General features: G+C 69.7%; 15 protein-coding genes. 10 read left to right on the forward strand and 5 right to left on the reverse strand.

Going from position 1 to position 16922, the window contains the following annotated elements; genetic code table 11:
* Positions 1-151: 151 nt before the first annotated feature.
* Entirely contained in the window at positions 152-871 is a 720-nt protein-coding gene (locus tag ACFPIJ_RS04530) for a GAF and ANTAR domain-containing protein (protein ID WP_380113322.1), read from the reverse strand.
* Between the two features lie 90 nt (positions 872-961).
* Complete coding sequence (locus ACFPIJ_RS04535) at positions 962-1786, reverse strand: ANTAR domain-containing protein (protein ID WP_380113323.1); 825 nt, start codon at positions 1784-1786, stop codon at positions 962-964.
* A 356-nt stretch (positions 1787-2142) separates the two neighbouring features.
* Between ACFPIJ_RS04535 and ACFPIJ_RS04540 the strand changes: the two genes are divergently transcribed.
* The 10 genes from ACFPIJ_RS04540 (at position 2143) to ACFPIJ_RS04585 (ending at position 13977) form a co-directional block, all read left to right on the forward strand.
* Positions 2143-2448 carry a three-helix bundle dimerization domain-containing protein gene (locus ACFPIJ_RS04540; protein WP_380113325.1) on the forward strand — a complete coding sequence of 102 codons (306 nt, stop codon included), beginning with the start codon at positions 2143-2145 and terminating at the stop codon, positions 2446-2448.
* A 408-nt stretch (positions 2449-2856) separates the two neighbouring features.
* A complete protein-coding gene (locus ACFPIJ_RS04545; RefSeq protein ID WP_380113326.1) occupies positions 2857-3093 on the forward strand; it encodes a hypothetical protein in 237 nt (78 codons plus the stop codon).
* A 351-nt stretch (positions 3094-3444) separates the two neighbouring features.
* Positions 3445-4596 carry a glycosyltransferase gene (locus ACFPIJ_RS04550; RefSeq protein WP_380113327.1) on the forward strand — a complete coding sequence of 384 codons (1152 nt, stop codon included), beginning with the start codon at positions 3445-3447 and terminating at the stop codon, positions 4594-4596.
* Positions 4593-6083 (forward strand): glycoside hydrolase family 130 protein, encoded by a 1491-nt coding sequence (locus ACFPIJ_RS04555; RefSeq protein WP_380113328.1) that lies wholly within the window; start codon positions 4593-4595, stop codon positions 6081-6083. Before ACFPIJ_RS04550 ends, ACFPIJ_RS04555 begins: the two co-directional genes overlap by 4 nt.
* Before the next feature lie 260 nt (positions 6084-6343).
* Complete coding sequence (locus ACFPIJ_RS04560) at positions 6344-6928, forward strand: sigma-70 family RNA polymerase sigma factor (protein ID WP_380113329.1); 585 nt, start codon at positions 6344-6346, stop codon at positions 6926-6928.
* A complete protein-coding gene (locus tag ACFPIJ_RS04565; RefSeq protein ID WP_380113330.1) occupies positions 6915-9275 on the forward strand; it encodes a phosphoketolase family protein in 2361 nt (786 codons plus the stop codon). Before ACFPIJ_RS04560 ends, ACFPIJ_RS04565 begins: the two co-directional genes overlap by 14 nt.
* Before the next feature lie 11 nt (positions 9276-9286).
* On the forward strand, positions 9287-10306 hold the full coding sequence (locus ACFPIJ_RS04570) for an Acg family FMN-binding oxidoreductase (RefSeq protein WP_380113331.1): 1020 nt from the start codon (positions 9287-9289) through the stop codon (positions 10304-10306).
* Positions 10303-12906 carry a cation-translocating P-type ATPase gene (locus tag ACFPIJ_RS04575; protein WP_380113332.1) on the forward strand — a complete coding sequence of 868 codons (2604 nt, stop codon included), beginning with the start codon at positions 10303-10305 and terminating at the stop codon, positions 12904-12906. Before ACFPIJ_RS04570 ends, ACFPIJ_RS04575 begins: the two co-directional genes overlap by 4 nt.
* Positions 12903-13448, forward strand: a complete 546-nt coding sequence (locus ACFPIJ_RS04580; RefSeq protein WP_380113333.1) for an STAS domain-containing protein — start codon at positions 12903-12905, stop codon at positions 13446-13448. Before ACFPIJ_RS04575 ends, ACFPIJ_RS04580 begins: the two co-directional genes overlap by 4 nt.
* 91 nt (positions 13449-13539) lie before the next feature.
* On the forward strand, positions 13540-13977 hold the full coding sequence (locus tag ACFPIJ_RS04585; RefSeq protein WP_380113334.1) for a sigma-70 family RNA polymerase sigma factor: 438 nt from the start codon (positions 13540-13542) through the stop codon (positions 13975-13977).
* A 485-nt stretch (positions 13978-14462) separates the two neighbouring features.
* On the opposite strand, the gene ACFPIJ_RS04590 is transcribed toward ACFPIJ_RS04585, so the two are convergent.
* From ACFPIJ_RS04590 to ACFPIJ_RS04600, 3 genes are read right to left on the reverse strand one after another with little or no spacing between them, the layout of a single operon-like run.
* Entirely contained in the window at positions 14463-15320 is an 858-nt protein-coding gene (locus tag ACFPIJ_RS04590; RefSeq protein ID WP_380113335.1) for a slipin family protein, read from the reverse strand.
* A 25-nt stretch (positions 15321-15345) separates the two neighbouring features.
* Positions 15346-16392 (reverse strand): zinc-dependent alcohol dehydrogenase family protein, encoded by a 1047-nt coding sequence (locus tag ACFPIJ_RS04595; RefSeq protein ID WP_380113336.1) that lies wholly within the window; start codon positions 16390-16392, stop codon positions 15346-15348.
* Positions 16389-16847 (reverse strand): universal stress protein, encoded by a 459-nt coding sequence (locus ACFPIJ_RS04600; protein ID WP_380113337.1) that lies wholly within the window; start codon positions 16845-16847, stop codon positions 16389-16391. The genes ACFPIJ_RS04595 and ACFPIJ_RS04600 overlap by 4 nt, the downstream gene beginning before the upstream one ends.
* Between the last annotated feature and the right edge of the window lie 75 nt (positions 16848-16922).

The following is a 16922-nucleotide window of genomic DNA, read 5'->3' on the forward strand; positions in this document are numbered from 1 at the left end:
GCCGCACTGATCGGGCCGGACAGCGGGACTGCCGTCATCGATGACATCGACGTCGCACGAATGACCCTACCCAGGCGTGCCGAGCTACGCCGGGAGGGGCTCGGCGACAGCCTGCGCCCCCGTCGTGGCCATCGGCGGGTGCACGGCGTACCTACACCCCACCTCGAGTGACCGGGAGGTTCTCGGTGCCGTCGACGACCGATTGCGCGAGCTCGGAGAGGCGGCGGTTGCGGGTGCGGGCCGCACGGCGAAGCAGGGCGAAAGCCTGGTCGAGATCCAGCTGCAGACGTTCGGCAAGGATGCCTTTCGCCTGTTCGATCAGGACCCTGCTGTTCAGCGCGTTCTGCAGCTGATCCGTCAGGGTGTCACGGCTGCGAATCGCGCGCTGCTGCAGCAGCCCGATCGTGGCGACGTCAGCGAGGGCCTTGCCCGCACGGAGCTTGTCCTCATCCAACGCCCCGGCTTCGACGCCGAAGAAGTTCAACGCCCCGATAACCTCAGTGCGCAGACGCATCGGCAGGGCATGGACGGAGATGAAGCCGACCTCCGCGGCCGCGGCCGTGAATTGGGGCCAGCGCCCAGCGGAACGCAGGTCGCTCACCGACACCGGCAGTCCCGTGGTGAAGCAGTCGACGCAGGGACCCTGGTCGGTCTGCAACTGGAACAGCTCCAGCAGCCTGGTCCGCTCCGAGGACGCCGCCACGAGCTGTAGGGTCTCCCGTTGATCGGTGAGCAGGATCCCAGCGGCCGAGACGCCCAACAGCTGGACGCACCGCTCGGTCAGCACGTGCAGGAAGTCGATCACGTCGAAGTCGTCGACCAGCGTGTCCGCCATCTCGACGAGCACATCGGCTAACGCGGCCTCAGCCATCTCAAAGCCCCCTGGTCAAACATCATGCCGCGCGCCCTGCCGGTCGCTTGCGTCGTGGGACGGACCTAACAGCGCACATCCGGCACCGCCTCAGTCACCTTCGGATTGACCGTTGCTGCTAGAGCTCTCGGGGTTGAATCGTAGACGCCGGGTGACCACGTCGCGCGAGACGTCCCGTAGACGCCGGTTGTGGACGTATGCGTAGGCCCGCAGGCGGACAAGGGCAAGCGCCGCCGACAGTCCCAGTTGCACGCTGATCATGCCCGTGGCCTGGTGTACTTCCGGGTGCTGAAGGCTGGCCGGTTCGGGGATGCGCGCCGAGGACGGTGACCCAGCATCGAGCAGGAGCGCGCATGCCGTGTCCGCCAGCATCAGCGCGTCAAGCCCCTGCTCATGATCCAGCTCACCGGGTCCGGTGCGGTAGAGATCTAGAACACCGAGCCGGATCGCGCCGACCTGCAGCGGCAGCGCGAAGATCGCCTGCGCACCCGCCGCTACGGCGGCCGGCGCGAAAGCAGGCCACCGCGCCGAGCTCTGGGCGGTACCGAGGTCGGGGACGAGGACCAGGCCGCCGGCGAGCGCGTCGACGCAAGGACCCTCGCCGAGGGTCAGGCTCAGCTCCTCGATCTCCGAGGCGGTCCGGTCGCTGCTGTAGATGGTCTCGCGTGGAGTGGCGGTCAGCGCCACGGCGATGGCAGCACCGTCCGTGACGGTGGCAGAATTTGCCGCGGCGCACACATGTCCGACCGTCACCGGTCCGCTGTCCGCATACGCCGTAGCGAGACCCCACAGACGCAACCTGCGATCGGCGCTCACGACGTTGCCTGATCCGGATATCTGCACACCGAAGATGTGATCATGAGCCGCCTCCGACACCTCAAAGGTTCGTGCGGCCGCGACAGACGTGCAGCGCAAGACAGGGATTGGATCGAACGCAACTGATCCTCGGCGGCAGGTCGAGCAAATAGTACGCCTGCGCACCGCAGTTCCGGACGTGACACCCGCACGACGCACACCGAACCCACTCCCGCGTCACGCGGCTACCAGATCACGCCGGTGCAGGAGAACGCCCCTACAACCGCACCCGCCAGTCCGAGGCCGGCGATCACCGCTGCGCCGGTCCAGTTTGGGCTGCCGGCGGGTGCGACGAGCTGAAACGTTCAGGGCGCCTGCAACCTCGTTGCCGGCGACTTGCGATGTTCATGACCCACTCGCGGAGCCCGGGCCGGTCGCTGTGCGACGCTTGAATCCAATCCAGAGGCAGTGAAACGATGGCACCACAGATCGCTCAGCAGTCCTCCGTCCAGCCGACCCGGCCGGATTCGACGCTCCTCGACCTCGCGCCGGTCGAAGCCGCCGCGATCGCGCAGGCGCAAAACACGCAGATCAGCGAGATCGTCGAACGTCTTCAGTGGCGGTACACGCGGGATCAGATCTCGATCGTGGACCTCAACCGCCGGGTCCGCGGCTTCTATCGTCAGTTCGACGCGGCCCGCGTGCGCAACTTCGTCGGGATCCTTGTCGAACGTCTCGTACGGCGATCGATCCACTCGCCCGCGCTGAATCCCCGGGTGTAGTCGCGGCCCGGGCGCGCGTACCAGATGCGGACCTCGTCCGTACCGCGGCGGTGGCACCGCCGCGGATGGTCGCAAAACCGGCTGACTGAGCCCGCCTGGACAGGCGGGCTTCGTAACCGCGCACCGAACTGCCCCAACAGCGTGGACGGCAGGCTCGACCCGCAGGCGGCGATCACCGCACCGTGGATCCACTGTCGGCGTGGAGGCGCTGCGCGACCAGCAGGTCAACGATGCGAACCGCAGCGGAGGCCGTGTGGCCGGCGGGCGCGTAGGGTGGTGTTGTCGCTCCGGACCCTGGTGGCTTGCCGTCCGCCGCCGTCGATGCTTGGATCGCCCGGGCCGGATTGCCAGCGCATCCCCGCTGCACGCTCCGCCCAGACGCAACATGGACCTTCGTCTGGAGCCGACATGATCGTCATGGTCATCCTCGCAGGTGTTGTATATGCCATCCTTTTCTTCCGCTATCTCACTCAGCACCCGCAGGGCACGGATGTCGGACCGGGCGAGGGCCGGTCGCTGGCCCCAGCTTCGACCCCGGCACTGCCCTGCTGCGCGTGCGGCGATCTTGCCGACTCCAACGCATCGGCGTGGACCGCGCTGGACGACCACCAGCTGACTCGGCTCCTCAAGGAGTCCTCGTCCTGAACCGCCCATCGGATATCGCTGCCCGGGGAGCTTCAGGGCCTAGCCGTCGCTGACATTGTCGTCCTGCTCATGTACCAGCTGCCGAACGATGCCACCACTGCCGCCGGGCCCTTCGGTGACTGGGATCGGCGGCGACTTCACGGCACGTCTGCATCGACGCCAACCGCGCACCGTTCGCGACGCCACGAACCGGCGTATGGTGCGAGAGCTGCTCCAGACCTCGGTGGCTGACCACCCTAGTGGATCGATGCGTCCCACTGTCGCGGTCATCTCTCGCCACCGAGCGTATGGATCGTCGTCGGTCCCGATGCTGTTGGCTCGTCATATCCGGCAACGATCGGAAGTTCTGTGATGGCAGTGCGATATGGGCTTCTCAGCACCCATCCGCCCACTCGCTGCGGGTTGGCCACCTTCAACGCCGCCCTGGCTGCACATCTGACGGCCGCCGGCGGTCGGTCCGGCGGCATCGTCCGGGTCACCGCCAACGACGACGACCAGCGTCCCGCCCCAGGCGTGGTGCACACCTGGCCGGCGGGGGTTGCCACCGGGTGGCTGGACGCCGCGGCAGCGCTCAACGCCTTCGACGTCGCAGTCGTGCAGCATGAGTACGGCATCTATCCCGGACCTGACGGCGGCGACGTCCTGCCGTTGCTGCGCCGCCTCACCGTGCCAAGCATCGTGGTCCTGCACACCGTTCTGAGCACTCCGACGCCAGGACAGCAGGCGCTGTTGGAGGCCATCGCCGCCACTGCGAGCGCGGTCGTCCTCATGACCGACACCGCCCGCAGCCGGCTCCTGCACGGTTACGCTGTCGACCCCGGCAAGGTCGAGGTCATCCCGCACGGTACCGCCGGGCACACCGACGTCCCCGCCCGACGCCCGTCGGGGTCGCACCTGCTCACCTGGGGGCTGCTCGGTCCCGGCAAGGGCGTTGAGTGGGCGCTGCGGGCCGTCGCGCTGCTGCAGGACCTCGACCCACCGCTGCGCTTCACCGTCGCCGGGCAGACCCACCCGAAGGTCCTCACGCGTGACGGCGACGCCTACCGGAACGGTCTGCACCGTCTCGGCGCCCAACTCGGCATCGCGCACGCCGTGGACTACCAGCCGCGCTACCACGACGAGGACGCGCTGCGCACGCTCATCCGGTCGGCGGATGTGGTGGCGCTGCCGTACGACTCGCTCGAGCAGGTCACGTCCGGTGTGCTCACCGAGGCGGTCGCCGCCGGCGTCCCGGTCGTCGCCACCGCCTTCCCCCACGCCGTTGAGCTGCTCAGCGACGGACGCGGGCTGCTCGTGCCGCACCAGAACCCCGCCGCGCTGGCGACCGCCATCCGGCGGATCATCACCGATCCCGTCCTGGCTGCCCGGCTGTCCCGCCCCCGCACGGCAGCCATGCACTGGCCCGCGGTCGCCGCACGATACGAGGCGCTGGCGGCCGGGCTCATCGCCGCGGCAGCCATCGACGACCGCCGTGCGGCGCGGCCCGCCGAGGCCCGGTCGTGAGCGACGCGCTGCTGGCGTCGCGGCATCACCTGACGCTGGCCCCGGACCCGCGGCGAGTCGTCGTCAAACTGTTCATGCCCGGTGAGGACGCCGTACTGGTACGGCAGCGTACCCACGCGCTGGTCGATCGCATCGCAGGCCTCGGTGACGATGAGGCGGACCTACTGCTGAAGCAGACGCTCATACAGTTCAACCTGCGGCACAGCGACCTGGAGGGCACCTTCCGCCAGCACTACGACATGGTCCGGCACCGCGTCTCCCGCGCCGACGACCTGTCGCCAGCGGGGCGGCTGCTCGTCGGCGCCTACTTCTCCCACGAGTACGCCGTGGAGGCCGCCGCGCTGTGCAACCCGTCAGCAATCGAACACCCGGACCAGTCAGCGCTACAGGACGGCCAGCTGCGGATAGCAGTCAGCCTCCGGCAGATCGGCGAGGGGCACCTGTCCTCCCTCGGTTTCGCCACCGCGGTGATTGGGCCCGCCGGCCACCTGGCCGTCTCCGACCGCTCCGGCCCCCTCGTGGTCGGCCAGCGCACCACCGCGGACCACCGGCGCGACCTGCTCGCCGCGGGCATGACCGACGCCGGTGGGGACAACGAGATCTCCGCCAGCGTCCTCGACACGCTGCCGGCCCTCTTCGACGAGGCCGCGCTGGAACGGGCGATCGGGCGCCTGCCGTCCGCCCTGCACTCGCGGACCGCTGCACAACGCACCCTCGAGCAGCTCCGCCGGACCAACGCAGCCAGCTACGCGACCGCCTTTCCCACCGACACCCGGCTGGAGCAGCGGGTGCTCTGGCCGGGCACGCCCACGGAGAGTAACGGCATGGAGGACGCCCGTTTCGTCAGATTCCGCGAACCGGACGCCGAACCCGTCTACCAGGCCACGTACACCGGCTACGACGGCAGGCACATCGCCGCACGCATGCTCAGCAGCATCGATCTTCGCCGCTTCACCATGACGCCCATGCGCGGCCCGGGAGCCCGGAACAAAGGCATCGCGCTCTTCCCACGCCCCGTCGACGGGCGACGTCTCGCGCTGAGCCGCTGCGACGGCGAGACCATCGGCCTCATCACCCTCGACGCGGAAAGCCGATGGACCGCGCCGGTGCCACTGCGCGGGCCGCACCGCGGCTGGGAACTCATCCAGGTCGGCAACTGCGGGTCGCCGATCGAGACCGCCGCCGGCTGGCTCGTGCTCACCCACGGCGTCGGGCCGATGCGGCAGTACGGCATCGGCGCGCTGCTGCTCGACCTGCACCACCCCGAGCACGTCATCGCCGAGCTCATCGGCCCGCTCCTCGCGCCCGACGAGACCGAACGCGACGGCTACGTGCCCAACGTCGTCTACTCCTGCGGCGGCATCGTCCACGACGGCGTCCTGTGGCTGCCCTACGGCGCCAGCGACACTCGCATCGGGTTCGCCACCGTCATCCTCGCCGCTCTCATCGCAGCGATGACACCGACCCGAACGACCGCCGCTGCCTGACTGCCCGGGACAGGCCCGTGCGACGGCGATGACGTCGGGTCGGCGAAGCCGGTCGTGTCGTGCTCCTCGAGGACGCCGTGGATCAGCGTAGAGTTGACGGAGGGACGCGGTCGCGCACCCCCCATGCCCAGCAGCCTCGTGCTGACCCGGCTCTTCCTCCGCCTGGACCTCGCGGTTTCCGTACCTGTGACGTCCGGCGCTTCAACAGAGGTGTCGCCCCTGCCGTGATCTGCGGCTGTCCCCTGAGGGGGCGTGGGACCATGACCATGCTCGCCGCGCCGGCCTCGACCACCGCGTCACCGTCCGCAACCATCGGCGCGCTCAAACGACATTTCCGGGACGCCGCCTGGAGCATGCGGGTACCACGCTCCACCCAGGAACTGCTCCTGAGCATCCCGGCCGCCAGCAGCCACCTCACCCAACTCCTTGGTCGGCCACCGACCTCCGTCGAACTCGCTGATCATCTCCGTGTCAGCGTCGACGTGCTCCTCGCCGCGGTAGCCGCAGCGCAGGTGTACCGGCTGCCGTCGCTCAACGAGCCCGTTGTCGGCCATACCACCGCCGCACGCATGGACCTGATCGGCGCGGTCGACCCGAACAACACCAGCATCGACGACCACCTGGCATTGGCCTCGCTCGTCGCGGCACTGCCGCCGCGGGAGCGGCGCATCGTCACCATGCGGTTCTGCGACGAGATGACCCAGGAGCGTATCGCCGCTGAGATCGGCATCTCGCAGGTCCACGTCTCGAGGCTGTTGCGGCAGGCCTTCGCCCAACTCCGGGTCGGTCTCCTCGCCTCGGCCGACACACCAGCTGTGGAAGGACCACCCTATGCACGTCGTTGACGGACAAACCCTGAGCGCCGACGAGACGGCCCGGATCGATGCGTACTGGCGGGCGGCGAACTACCTTTCGGTCGGACAGATCTATCTGATGGGCAATCCTCTACTGCGCGAGCCCCTCGCCCCGGAGCAGGTCAAGCCGCGGTTGCTCGGGCACTGGGGCACCACCCCGGGCCTGAACCTGCTGTACGCCCACCTGTCGCGAATCATCGCGGCCCGTGGTCAGGACCTCATCTACGTCACCGGTCCCGGGCACGGCGGACCCGGACTGGTCGCCAACGCGTGGCTGGAAGGCACCTACTCCGAGACGTATCCGCGGATCTCTGCCGACGTGATGGGCATGGGCCGGCTGTTCACCCAGTTCTCGTTCCCCGGCGGCATCCCCAGCCATGTCGCGCCGGAGACCCCCGGCTCGATCCATGAGGGCGGCGAGCTCGGCTACTCCCTGTCCCACGCATATGGCGCCGCGCTGGACAACCCTGACCTGGTTGTCGCCTGTGTGATCGGTGACGGTGAGGCCGAGACGGGGCCGCTCGCCGCGTCGTGGCATTCGAACAAGTTCCTCGACCCGGTCGGTGACGGCGCGGTCCTGCCGATCCTGCACCTCAACGGGTACAAGATCGCCAACCCGACGGTGTTGGCCCGAATCGGCGACGACGAACTGACCGCGCTGTTGACCGGCTATGGGCACAAGCCGTACTTCGTGCAGGGCGACGATCCCGCGACTGTGCACCAGTTGCTCGCCGCGACGATGGACGTGGTGTTTGACGAGATCGCCGCGATCCAGTACGCCGCCCGGTTCGACGGGGTCACCGGCCGGCCGCGGTGGCCGATGATCGTGCTGCGGACGCCGAAGGGCTGGACCGGCCCGAAGGAGGTCGACGGCCTGCCGGTGGAGGGCACGTGGCGGGCCCACCAGGTGCCGCTGTCCGCCGCCCGCGACGACGCCGGGCACCTCGCCCTGCTGGAGGAGTGGATGCGGTCGTACCGGCCGGAGGAGCTCTTCGACCGCAACGGCGCTCCCGCCGCGGCCGTCGTGGACTGGCTGCCACGGGGCGACCTGCGGATGTCGGCGAACCCGCACACCAACGGCGGCCGGTCCCCGCACGAGCTGGAACTGCCCGACTTCCGCGGCTACGGCGTCAAGGCCGGTGAAACGGCCGAGGCGACCCGGGTGCTGGGCGGCTGGCTCCGCGACGTGATGACCGCCAACGACGCGCACAGCAACTTCCGTGTCGTCGGACCGGACGAGACGGAGTCCAATCGGCTCGGCGCCGTCCTGGAGGTCACCGACAAGGCGTGGCAGGCGGGCATCGACCCGGTGGACCAGCACCTGGGCCCGCACGGCCGGGTGATGGAGATCCTGTCCGAGCACACCTGCCAGGGCTGGCTGGAGGGCTACCTGCTGACCGGCCGGCACGGCCTGTTCTCCTGTTACGAGGCGTTCGTGCACATCGTCGACTCGATGGTCAACCAGCACGCGAAATGGCTCCGGACGATCCGGCACCTGGACTGGCGCAAACCGGTCCCGTCGCTGAACTACCTGCTGACCTCGCACGTGTGGCGGCAGGACCACAACGGCGCCTCGCACCAGGACCCCGGGTTCATCGACCACGTCATGAACAAGAAGGCCGAGGTCGTGCGGGTGTACCTGCCGCCGGATGCCAACACCCTGCTCTCGGTGGCCGACCACTGCCTGCGCAGCCGCAACTACGTCAACGTCATCGTCGCCGGGAAGCAACCCGCACCGACGTGGCTGGACATGGACGACGCCGCCCTGCACTGCGCCCGCGGCCTCGGCATCTGGGACTGGGCCGGAAACGACGCCGGCGACCCCGACGTCGTCCTCGCCGCCGCCGGCGACGTGCCGACGCTGGAGGTCCTCGCCGCCACCGATCTGCTGCGCCGGCACCTGCCCGACCTGAAGGTCCGGGTCGTCAACGTCGTGGACCTGATGCGGCTGCAGCCCGTCGTCGAGCACCCGCACGGGCTGCCCGACGCCGAGTTCGACGCCATCTTCACCACCGACCGGCCGGTCATCTTCGCCTACCACGGCTACCCCTGGCTGATCCACCGCCTCACGTACCGCCGGGCCGGGCACCCGAACCTGCACGTGCGCGGGTTCAAGGAGGAGGGCACCACCACGACCCCGTTCGACATGCTGGTGCTCAACGACATGGACCGCTTCCACCTGGTGATGGACGTCATCGACCGGGTTCCGGGCCTCGCCCGCCGCGCCGCCGTCCTGCGCCAGCGGATGGTCGACAAACGCGCCGAGCACCGCACCTACGTCCGCAGCACCGGCGAAGACCTGCCCGAGGTCCGCGAATGGATCTGGCCGACCGTATGAGGAGCACCGTCATGTCGAACGACGCCCTGACCCATCCGACCGACGGCCTGGCCATCGGCCACGCCCTCACCGAGGCGGCCACCATCGCCGGCTACGCACCGTCGATCCATAACACCCAGCCATGGCGGTGGCGCATCACCGGCCATCTTCTGGATCTGTTCACCGACCGCAGCCGCGTCCTCGCCGTGACCGACCCTGACGCCCGGCTCGCCACGCTGAGCTGCGGCGTCGCCCTGCACCACGCCCGCATGGCACTGGCCGCGCAGGGCTGGCAGGTCACCATCACGCGGCTGCCGAAACCCACCGACCCCGACCACCTCGCCCGGCTGCACGTCGACGGCCGCGCCCCGGTCGACCTGCCGGCCGCGTTGCACCTGCGGACGATCCCGCTGCGACACACCGACCGCCGTCCCATCACCGGTGCACCGGTCGGACCGCAGGAGCTGCAGGCCATCGCCGCCGCCGTCGAAGCCGAGGACACCTGGCTGCACACGTTGACCCCTGGTCAGGTCCTCGAACTGGCCAGCGCCGCCGACCACGCCCAACGCACCGAAACCGACGACACCAGTTGGCTGGACGAACTCGCCTACTGGACCGGCGGCACCCGACCAGGGGGCACCGGCATCCCCGACGCCGCCATCCCCGACCGGGCCGCCCGCACCACCGTGCCCGGCCGCGACTTCGGCCACCACGGCGACCTGCCGATCAGCGCCGAACATGACAAGGCAGCGGTGTACGTCATGCTCCACGGCCGCACCGACGAACCCAGCGACTGGCTCCGCGCCGGAGAGGCCCTGTCCGCCGGGTGGCTCACCGCCACCGAACACGGCGTGTCCGTGCTGCCGCACAGCGCCCCGATCGAGGTCGTCAGCACCCGCCAGGCCATGCGGGTCGTCCTCTCCAGCACCGGCTATCCGTACCTGCTGCTGCGGCTCGGCACGATCGACCCGGCCGACGCCGGCCCGCCGTACGCCCCGCGCCTGCCCGCCGACCAGATCATCGAACAGCCGGAGCCGACGCAGACACCATGACCAGCGACCTCGCACCGCCGAAGGAACTGCACCGGGGACTGTCGTCGCAGGAGGCTGCGACCCGGCTGGCCCGCGACGGCGGCAACATCCTGCCGCAGCGGCCCACCACCCCGCTGTGGCGGCGGGTTCTCACCCAACTGCGGGACCCGCTGGTCCTGGTCCTGCTCGCCGCGGCGGTGTTCACGCTCGCCACGAGCGACTTCACCGACGCCGGCGTCATCCTCTTCGTCATCGTCGTCAACACCACCGTCGGCGTCATCCAGGAGGTCAAAGCCGAACGGGCGATCACCGCCCTGTCCGAGCTGACCGCACCCGACGCCCGGGTCGTCCGCGACGGCACCCAACGTGAGGTCCCGGCCGCCGACCTCGTCGTCGGTGACCTGCTCGTCCTCGCCGAAGGCGACATCGTGCCCGCCGACGCCAGCATCGTGGAAGCGGCCGCCCTCCTCGTCGACGAGGCCGCCCTGACCGGCGAGTCCGCACCGGCCGACAAGCGCCAACCTACGGGCCCGGGACGCCCGGACGCTGCGGACGTCGTGGTGTCCGCGGGTACTGTCGTCGTCCGCGGCCGTGGACGGGCGGTCGTGACCGCCACCGGTCCGGCCAGCGCGATGGGCCGCATCGCCGCCATGCTCATCACCGAAACCGGGCTCACCCCGCTGCAGCAGCGCCTCGCCGGCGTGGGACGGATCCTCGCCGGCGTAGCACTGGTGCTGTGCACTGTGGTCCTCGCTCTCGGGCTGGTCCGCGGGCAACCCCTCGAACTCATGATCGTCACCGCGATCAGCCTGGTCGTCGCCGCCGTCCCCGAGTCCCTCCCCGCCGTCGTCACTCTCAGCCTGGCCCTCGGCGCCCGCCGGATGACCGCCCGCAACGCCCTCATCCGCCGGCTTCCCGCCGTGGAGACCCTCGGTTCAGTCACCGTCCTGGCCACCGACAAGACCGGCACCCTCACCGAAGGCACCATGGTCGTCCGGCGCCTCTGGACCCCACACGGCGACGCCCTCGTCAGCGGGACCGGCTACGCACCGGACGGCGACATCCGCCGCGACGAACACCCGGTCACCGCCACCGACGCACCCGATCTGGTGCGGCTGCTCGAGGCAACGGTCCTGTGCAACGACGCCTCGCTGCGGCCACCCGACGACGAGGCCCCGGACTGGCTGCCCGTCGGCGACCCCACCGAAGTCGCACTCATCACGGCGGCGGCCAAACTGGGCATCGATCGGACCGCACTACGCGAGCAGCTGCCGCGCCACGCCGAGGTCCCGTTCGACAGCGACCGCAAACGCATGACCACCGCCCACCGCCTGCCGTCCGGTGCCATCCGTGTCATCTGCAAGGGCGCACCCGAAGCACTGCTGCACCCGCCGCTGCTGACCGACGATGCCGACCTGCTGCGCCGGGCCGCGGCACGGGCCGACGAACTGGCCGGCGCCGGACTCCGGGTCCTCGCCGTCGCCCAGGTCGACCGGACCGCCCTGCCCGACGACCCCGAACGCGGGTTGCACCTACTCGGCCTGGTCGCGATCCTCGACCCGCCCCGCGCCACCGCGGCCGCCACCATCGCCGCCTGCCAACGGGCCGGCATCACCCCGGTCCTCATCACCGGCGACCACCCGGCCACCGCCGCCGCGATCGCCACCGACCTCGGCATCATCGCTACCGGCGACCCGGTCCACGACTGCCGCACCGACGACCCCGCACCACCCGCCGAACGCGGGGTACGGGTCTTTGCCCGCGCCACCCCGCAACAGAAGGTCACCATCGTCAACGCTCTGCGTGGAACGGGCGCGGTCGTCGCGATGACCGGCGACGGCGTCAACGACGGCCCCGCCCTGCACACCGCCGACATCGGCGTCGCCATGGGCAAACGCGGCACCGAGGTCGCCCGGCAGGCCGCCGACCTCGTCCTCGCCGACGACGAACTCGGCACCGTCGTCGCCGCCGCCGAAGAAGGCCGCCGCGTCTACGCCAACATCCGCCGCTTCCTGCTCTACGCCCTTGCCGGCGGCACCGCCGAGATCGCCGTCATGCTCGTCGGGCCGTTCCTCGGGCTGGCCCTGCCGCTTCTGCCCGCGCAGATCCTGTGGATCAACCTGCTCACCCATGGCCTGCCCGGCCTCGCCCTCGGCAGCGAACCCGGCGACCCCGACGCCATGCGACAGCCACCACGACCTCCGACCGAGACCGTCCTCGGCGCCGGCCTGTGGCAACGCATCGCCCGCGTCGGCACGGTCATCGCCGCCGTCACCCTCGGCGTCGGCGTCTGGGCCCACACCACCGACCGGCCCTGGCAGACCCTGGTCTTCCTCGCCCTCGGCGCCACCCAACTCGCCGTCGCCGTCGGCTCCCGCGCCCGGCCCGGCACCTGGAGCAACCCGATGCTCCTCGCCGCCGTCGGCAGCGCGTTGCTGCTGCAACTCGCCGCCGTGTTCCTGCCACCGCTGCGCGACCTGCTCGGCACCCAACCGGTCCAGATCACCGACCTGCTCATCGTCGGAGCGGCCGCCACCCTCGGCTATGCCGCCATCCGCCTCGACCGCTTCACGTTCCAGCGCGACCACCGACAACTGACCGCACCACGGTCGGGCCTGTGAGCCCCATAGCGATCACCACCGTCACCGGCCGTGGCACATCGAAGGTACGGCGGGTGACGGTTGCCGGCGAAATCGACGACTCCACCGCACCCGCCCTCCAAGAGGCACTCGCAAGGGCTATCGGCGACGATTCGAGTCGCCTCGAACTCGACCTGACCGACGTCACCTTCTTCTCCTGCGCCGGCCTGACAGCGCTGGTCGGCGCGCGACATGCCGCCGGCAGCCGCCTGGACCTGATCGGCGCGGGGCGACAGGTCCGCCGGGTCCTGCAGATCCTGAACCTGGACGCAGCGTTCGGACCCGACACAGCCGCCGAAGCCTTGCGGTTGCCCGTGACGCACCTCCCCGGCCGGACCATCCCGGCCGAGGTACACCGACTGCTGGACCATGGCACAGCCGAAAGCGCCGACACGCATCGATCACATCCGACAGTGCCGGTGGCGCCTGAAGACGTCGACGAAGCCGATCGGGATCACGTCCCGATCGACGACGGCAAGCAGAGATTCCCCTCTGGTGGCGGCTTGGTCGAAGTGATGCGCTGACCAAACCGATCGAGTAAGGTGAAATTCACACACGGCAACCACTCCAGACCCTGGTGACGAGGCATCCGCGCCTCGAAACGAAGGAGTGGTCATGGTGGTGTCCCGAGCATCTCGCCTGAAGCTGCGACATGCGAACCACTCCAGCAGGGGCGAGCTGGCATCCCTCCTGGACCGGATCGCGCAGGCCGACCGGATCGCATTCGCCAGCCTGCATGCACGACTGCGCCCGCGCTTGGCGGCACAACTGGCCATGGTGCCGCTCGTCCCAACCGATGTCACCGCCGTCGCGGACGCCACATTTGTCGAGGTCTGGCGGCTGGCGGGGCGCCTCAATGCGCAGGAGACCGACGCCCTCGCCTGGATCCGCGCCATCGCCGCCCGGCGGGCTGGGGACCGTTGGGTCGCCCGAATGGCCCTACCCATGACGGAAGGCCAGCAGCTGAACCTGCTCGCGACGTTCGATCGGCAGATCGAGACGGAGTTGTGCGCGTTGCTGGCGCATTCCCCGAGCACCGGCGATGAGCGCTGAGGAACCCGGCGACCGGATTGACCGGCTGGTCTTGCCGCCGGCAGCATCGCGGTTCGGGACCGGGTCCGTTCACGTGCGGGGGCGTAGCATCGACATTGCCGCTCGAGACCCCGGTGGCCGATCCGCGCCGGCCAACGGACCGGCCGGTGAGCGCTCCACCCGGATCGGCCGAACAACCGCATCCTCATACTCGTGCGAGCCGGCCCGCGGCCGGACCTCATCTCGTTGCGCCGCGAAACCGGGTACGGTCTCCGGCTACGCCTCACCGGCGTCGGCGACCACGGCAGCCGCACGCCCTGCCGACGGAACTGCTCATCGGACCGAGTCGCTGGCCCGGCTGCCCGGCCGACGGCCCGCCGACCGCAGCCTCACTGCCGCCAGCACCTGCCCGACGCGCCGTCGAAGCGGGCGGCGCAGCCCGGCCCGACCCGGCCAGCAAGCGCCGCACCAGATCGGACTGCCTGGCCGAGGTGTCGCCTGAGCCTCTAGTTCGTTGCGAATACGGTCGGCCTCCCGTTGGTTTCTGGCAGCTTCGCGGACGGGTCACGGTCGCTGACCATTGACGGCGCCGCCGCGGCTGTGGCCTCGCGGGCGAGGAAGGAACCGAGTTCGCCGATCGTGCTCATCAGCGGAGCGGGGAACACGACGGTGGTGTTCTTGTCGACGCCGAGCTCGACCAGAGTCTGCAGATTGCGCAGTTGCAGGGCGAGCGGGTGGGCCATCATGATGTCGGCCGCGGTGCCGAGGGCGTCGGCGGCGAGGGCTTCGCCTTCGGCGGCGATGATCTTTGCGCGCTTCTCCCGCTCGGCCTCGGCCTGGCGGGCCATCGCCCGCTTCATGCTGTCGGGCAGCTGGATGTCCTTGAGCTCGACCAGCGTGACGACGACGCCCCACTCCTCGGTCGCCCGGTCCAGGATCTCCTTGATGTTGACGTTGATCCGGTCGGTCTCGGACAGGGTCTCGTCCAGGGTGTGCTGGCCGACGACCTTCCGCAGGGTGGTCTGCGCGATCTGGTTGATGGCGGCGCCGACGTTCTCGATGGCCACGACCGACTTGACCGCGTCGACGACCCGGAAATAGGCGACGGCGGAAACGTCGACGCTGACGTTGTCCCTGGTGATGATGCCCTGTGACTGGATGGGCATGGTGACGATGCGCAGGCTCACCCGGTGCAGCACGTCGACGAACGGGATGATGACGGTCAGGCCCGCCTGCTTGACGCCGATGACCTTGCCGAGCCGGAAGAGCACACCCTGCTCGTACTGCTTGACCACGCGCACGGCGAGCGTGAAGACCATGAGCGCGAGGATGACGACGGCGATGACGATCCATACATATGGCATGGGGTTCCTTTGTTGAAGGCTGCGGTCAGCCGGTTCGGCTGAGGACGACCTTGAGTGCGCCGGTGTCGCCGGCGTTGGCGAAGACGTCGTAGGCGTGCAGGAAGTCGTCGAACCCGAAGCGGTGGGTCACGAACCGTTGTGCGTCGATCTGTTTGCTGGTGAGCAGTCGCAGCAGTGTCGGCGTCGAGAAGGTGTCGACCAGCCCGGTCGTGATCGTCACGTCGCGCGCCCACAGGCGTTCCAAGTGAAGCGTGACGGGCTTGCCGTGCACGCCGATGTTGGCGATGTGCCCGACCGGTCGTACCAGGTCGGCGGCGAGTTCGAAGGTGGCCGGCACGCCGACGGCTTCGATGGCGACGTCTGCGCCGAGTCCGCCGGTCAGTTCCCGCACGGCGGCGATCGGGTCCTGTTCACCGTTGTTGATGACGACGTCGGCACCGAAGTGCTTGGCCGCCTCCAGGCGTGAGGTCGCCAGGTCGATCGCGATGACGAGGCTCGGGCTGAACAGCCGGGCGCCGGTGATCGCGGACAGGCCGATCGGGCCGGCGCCGACCACGGCGACGACGTCGCCGGGTCGGACCTGTCCGTTGAGGACGCCGACCTCGTAGCCGGTGGGCAGGATGTCGGCGAGCATGAGGAGTTCTTCGTCGCTGACGCCGGCCGGTACGGGGTAGGTGGAGGTGTCCGCGAACGGGACGCGGACGTACTCGGCCTGGGTGCCGTCGATCTCGTTGCCGAGGATCCAGCCCCCGCCGCCGACGCACTGCCCGAAGCGGCTTTCGCGGCAGAACCGGCAGGTGCCGCACGCGCTGATGCAGGACACCAGGACCCGGTCGCCGAGGTGGACGTTCTTGACCGCGGTGCCAGTCTCCACGACGGTGCCGACCGCTTCGTGACCGATGACGCGTCCGTCCACCATCGCGGGCACGTCGCCTTTGAGGATGTGCAGGTCGGTGCCGCAGATCGTGGTCGTGTCGACCTGGACGACGGCGTCGGTGTCGGCGACCAGCGTTGGCCGGTCGACGTCCTCCCAGGCCTTCACGCCCGGGCCGTGGTATACCAGCGCTTTCATGGCTGCGGTACGACGACGACCGGGCACGGCGCGTGCTGCACGCAGTGCTGGCTGACGGAACCGAGCATGATCCCGGCGAAGGTGCCGTGTCCGCGGCTGCCGACCACGAGCAGCTGTGCGCCGGTCGCGGTCGCCGGCAGCACCTGCGCCGCGTGGCCCTCGACGACCCGCGGCAGGACCGTGGCGGGCTGTTCCATCGTCGCGGACACCTCGGCGATCGTGGCGTCGAGGACCTTCGCCGTGATCGTGGCGATGCTGTCGCCCTCGTACGTGGCGGGTGCCCAGCCGTAGCTGTAGCCATAGAGCGCCGGTTCCTGCCAGGTGGCGACGGCTTCGACGGTCGCGCCGGTCAGGTTCGCTTGGACCATCGCCCATTGCAGTGCCACTTTGGAGCCGTGGGAGCCGTCGACGCCGACGACGATCCGGCGGGTGGTGTCATCAGTCTGATGAATCATGGCAATCTCCTGCACGTCGGACTTCTTGGATGTACCTCGAGCGTGCGCTGTCCAGCGGCGGGGAGGCAGGGGCAA

This window comes from Dactylosporangium cerinum (genome assembly GCF_042653625.1).
In the GTDB taxonomy this organism is placed as follows: Bacteria; Actinomycetota; Actinomycetes; order Mycobacteriales; family Micromonosporaceae; genus Dactylosporangium; species Dactylosporangium cerinum.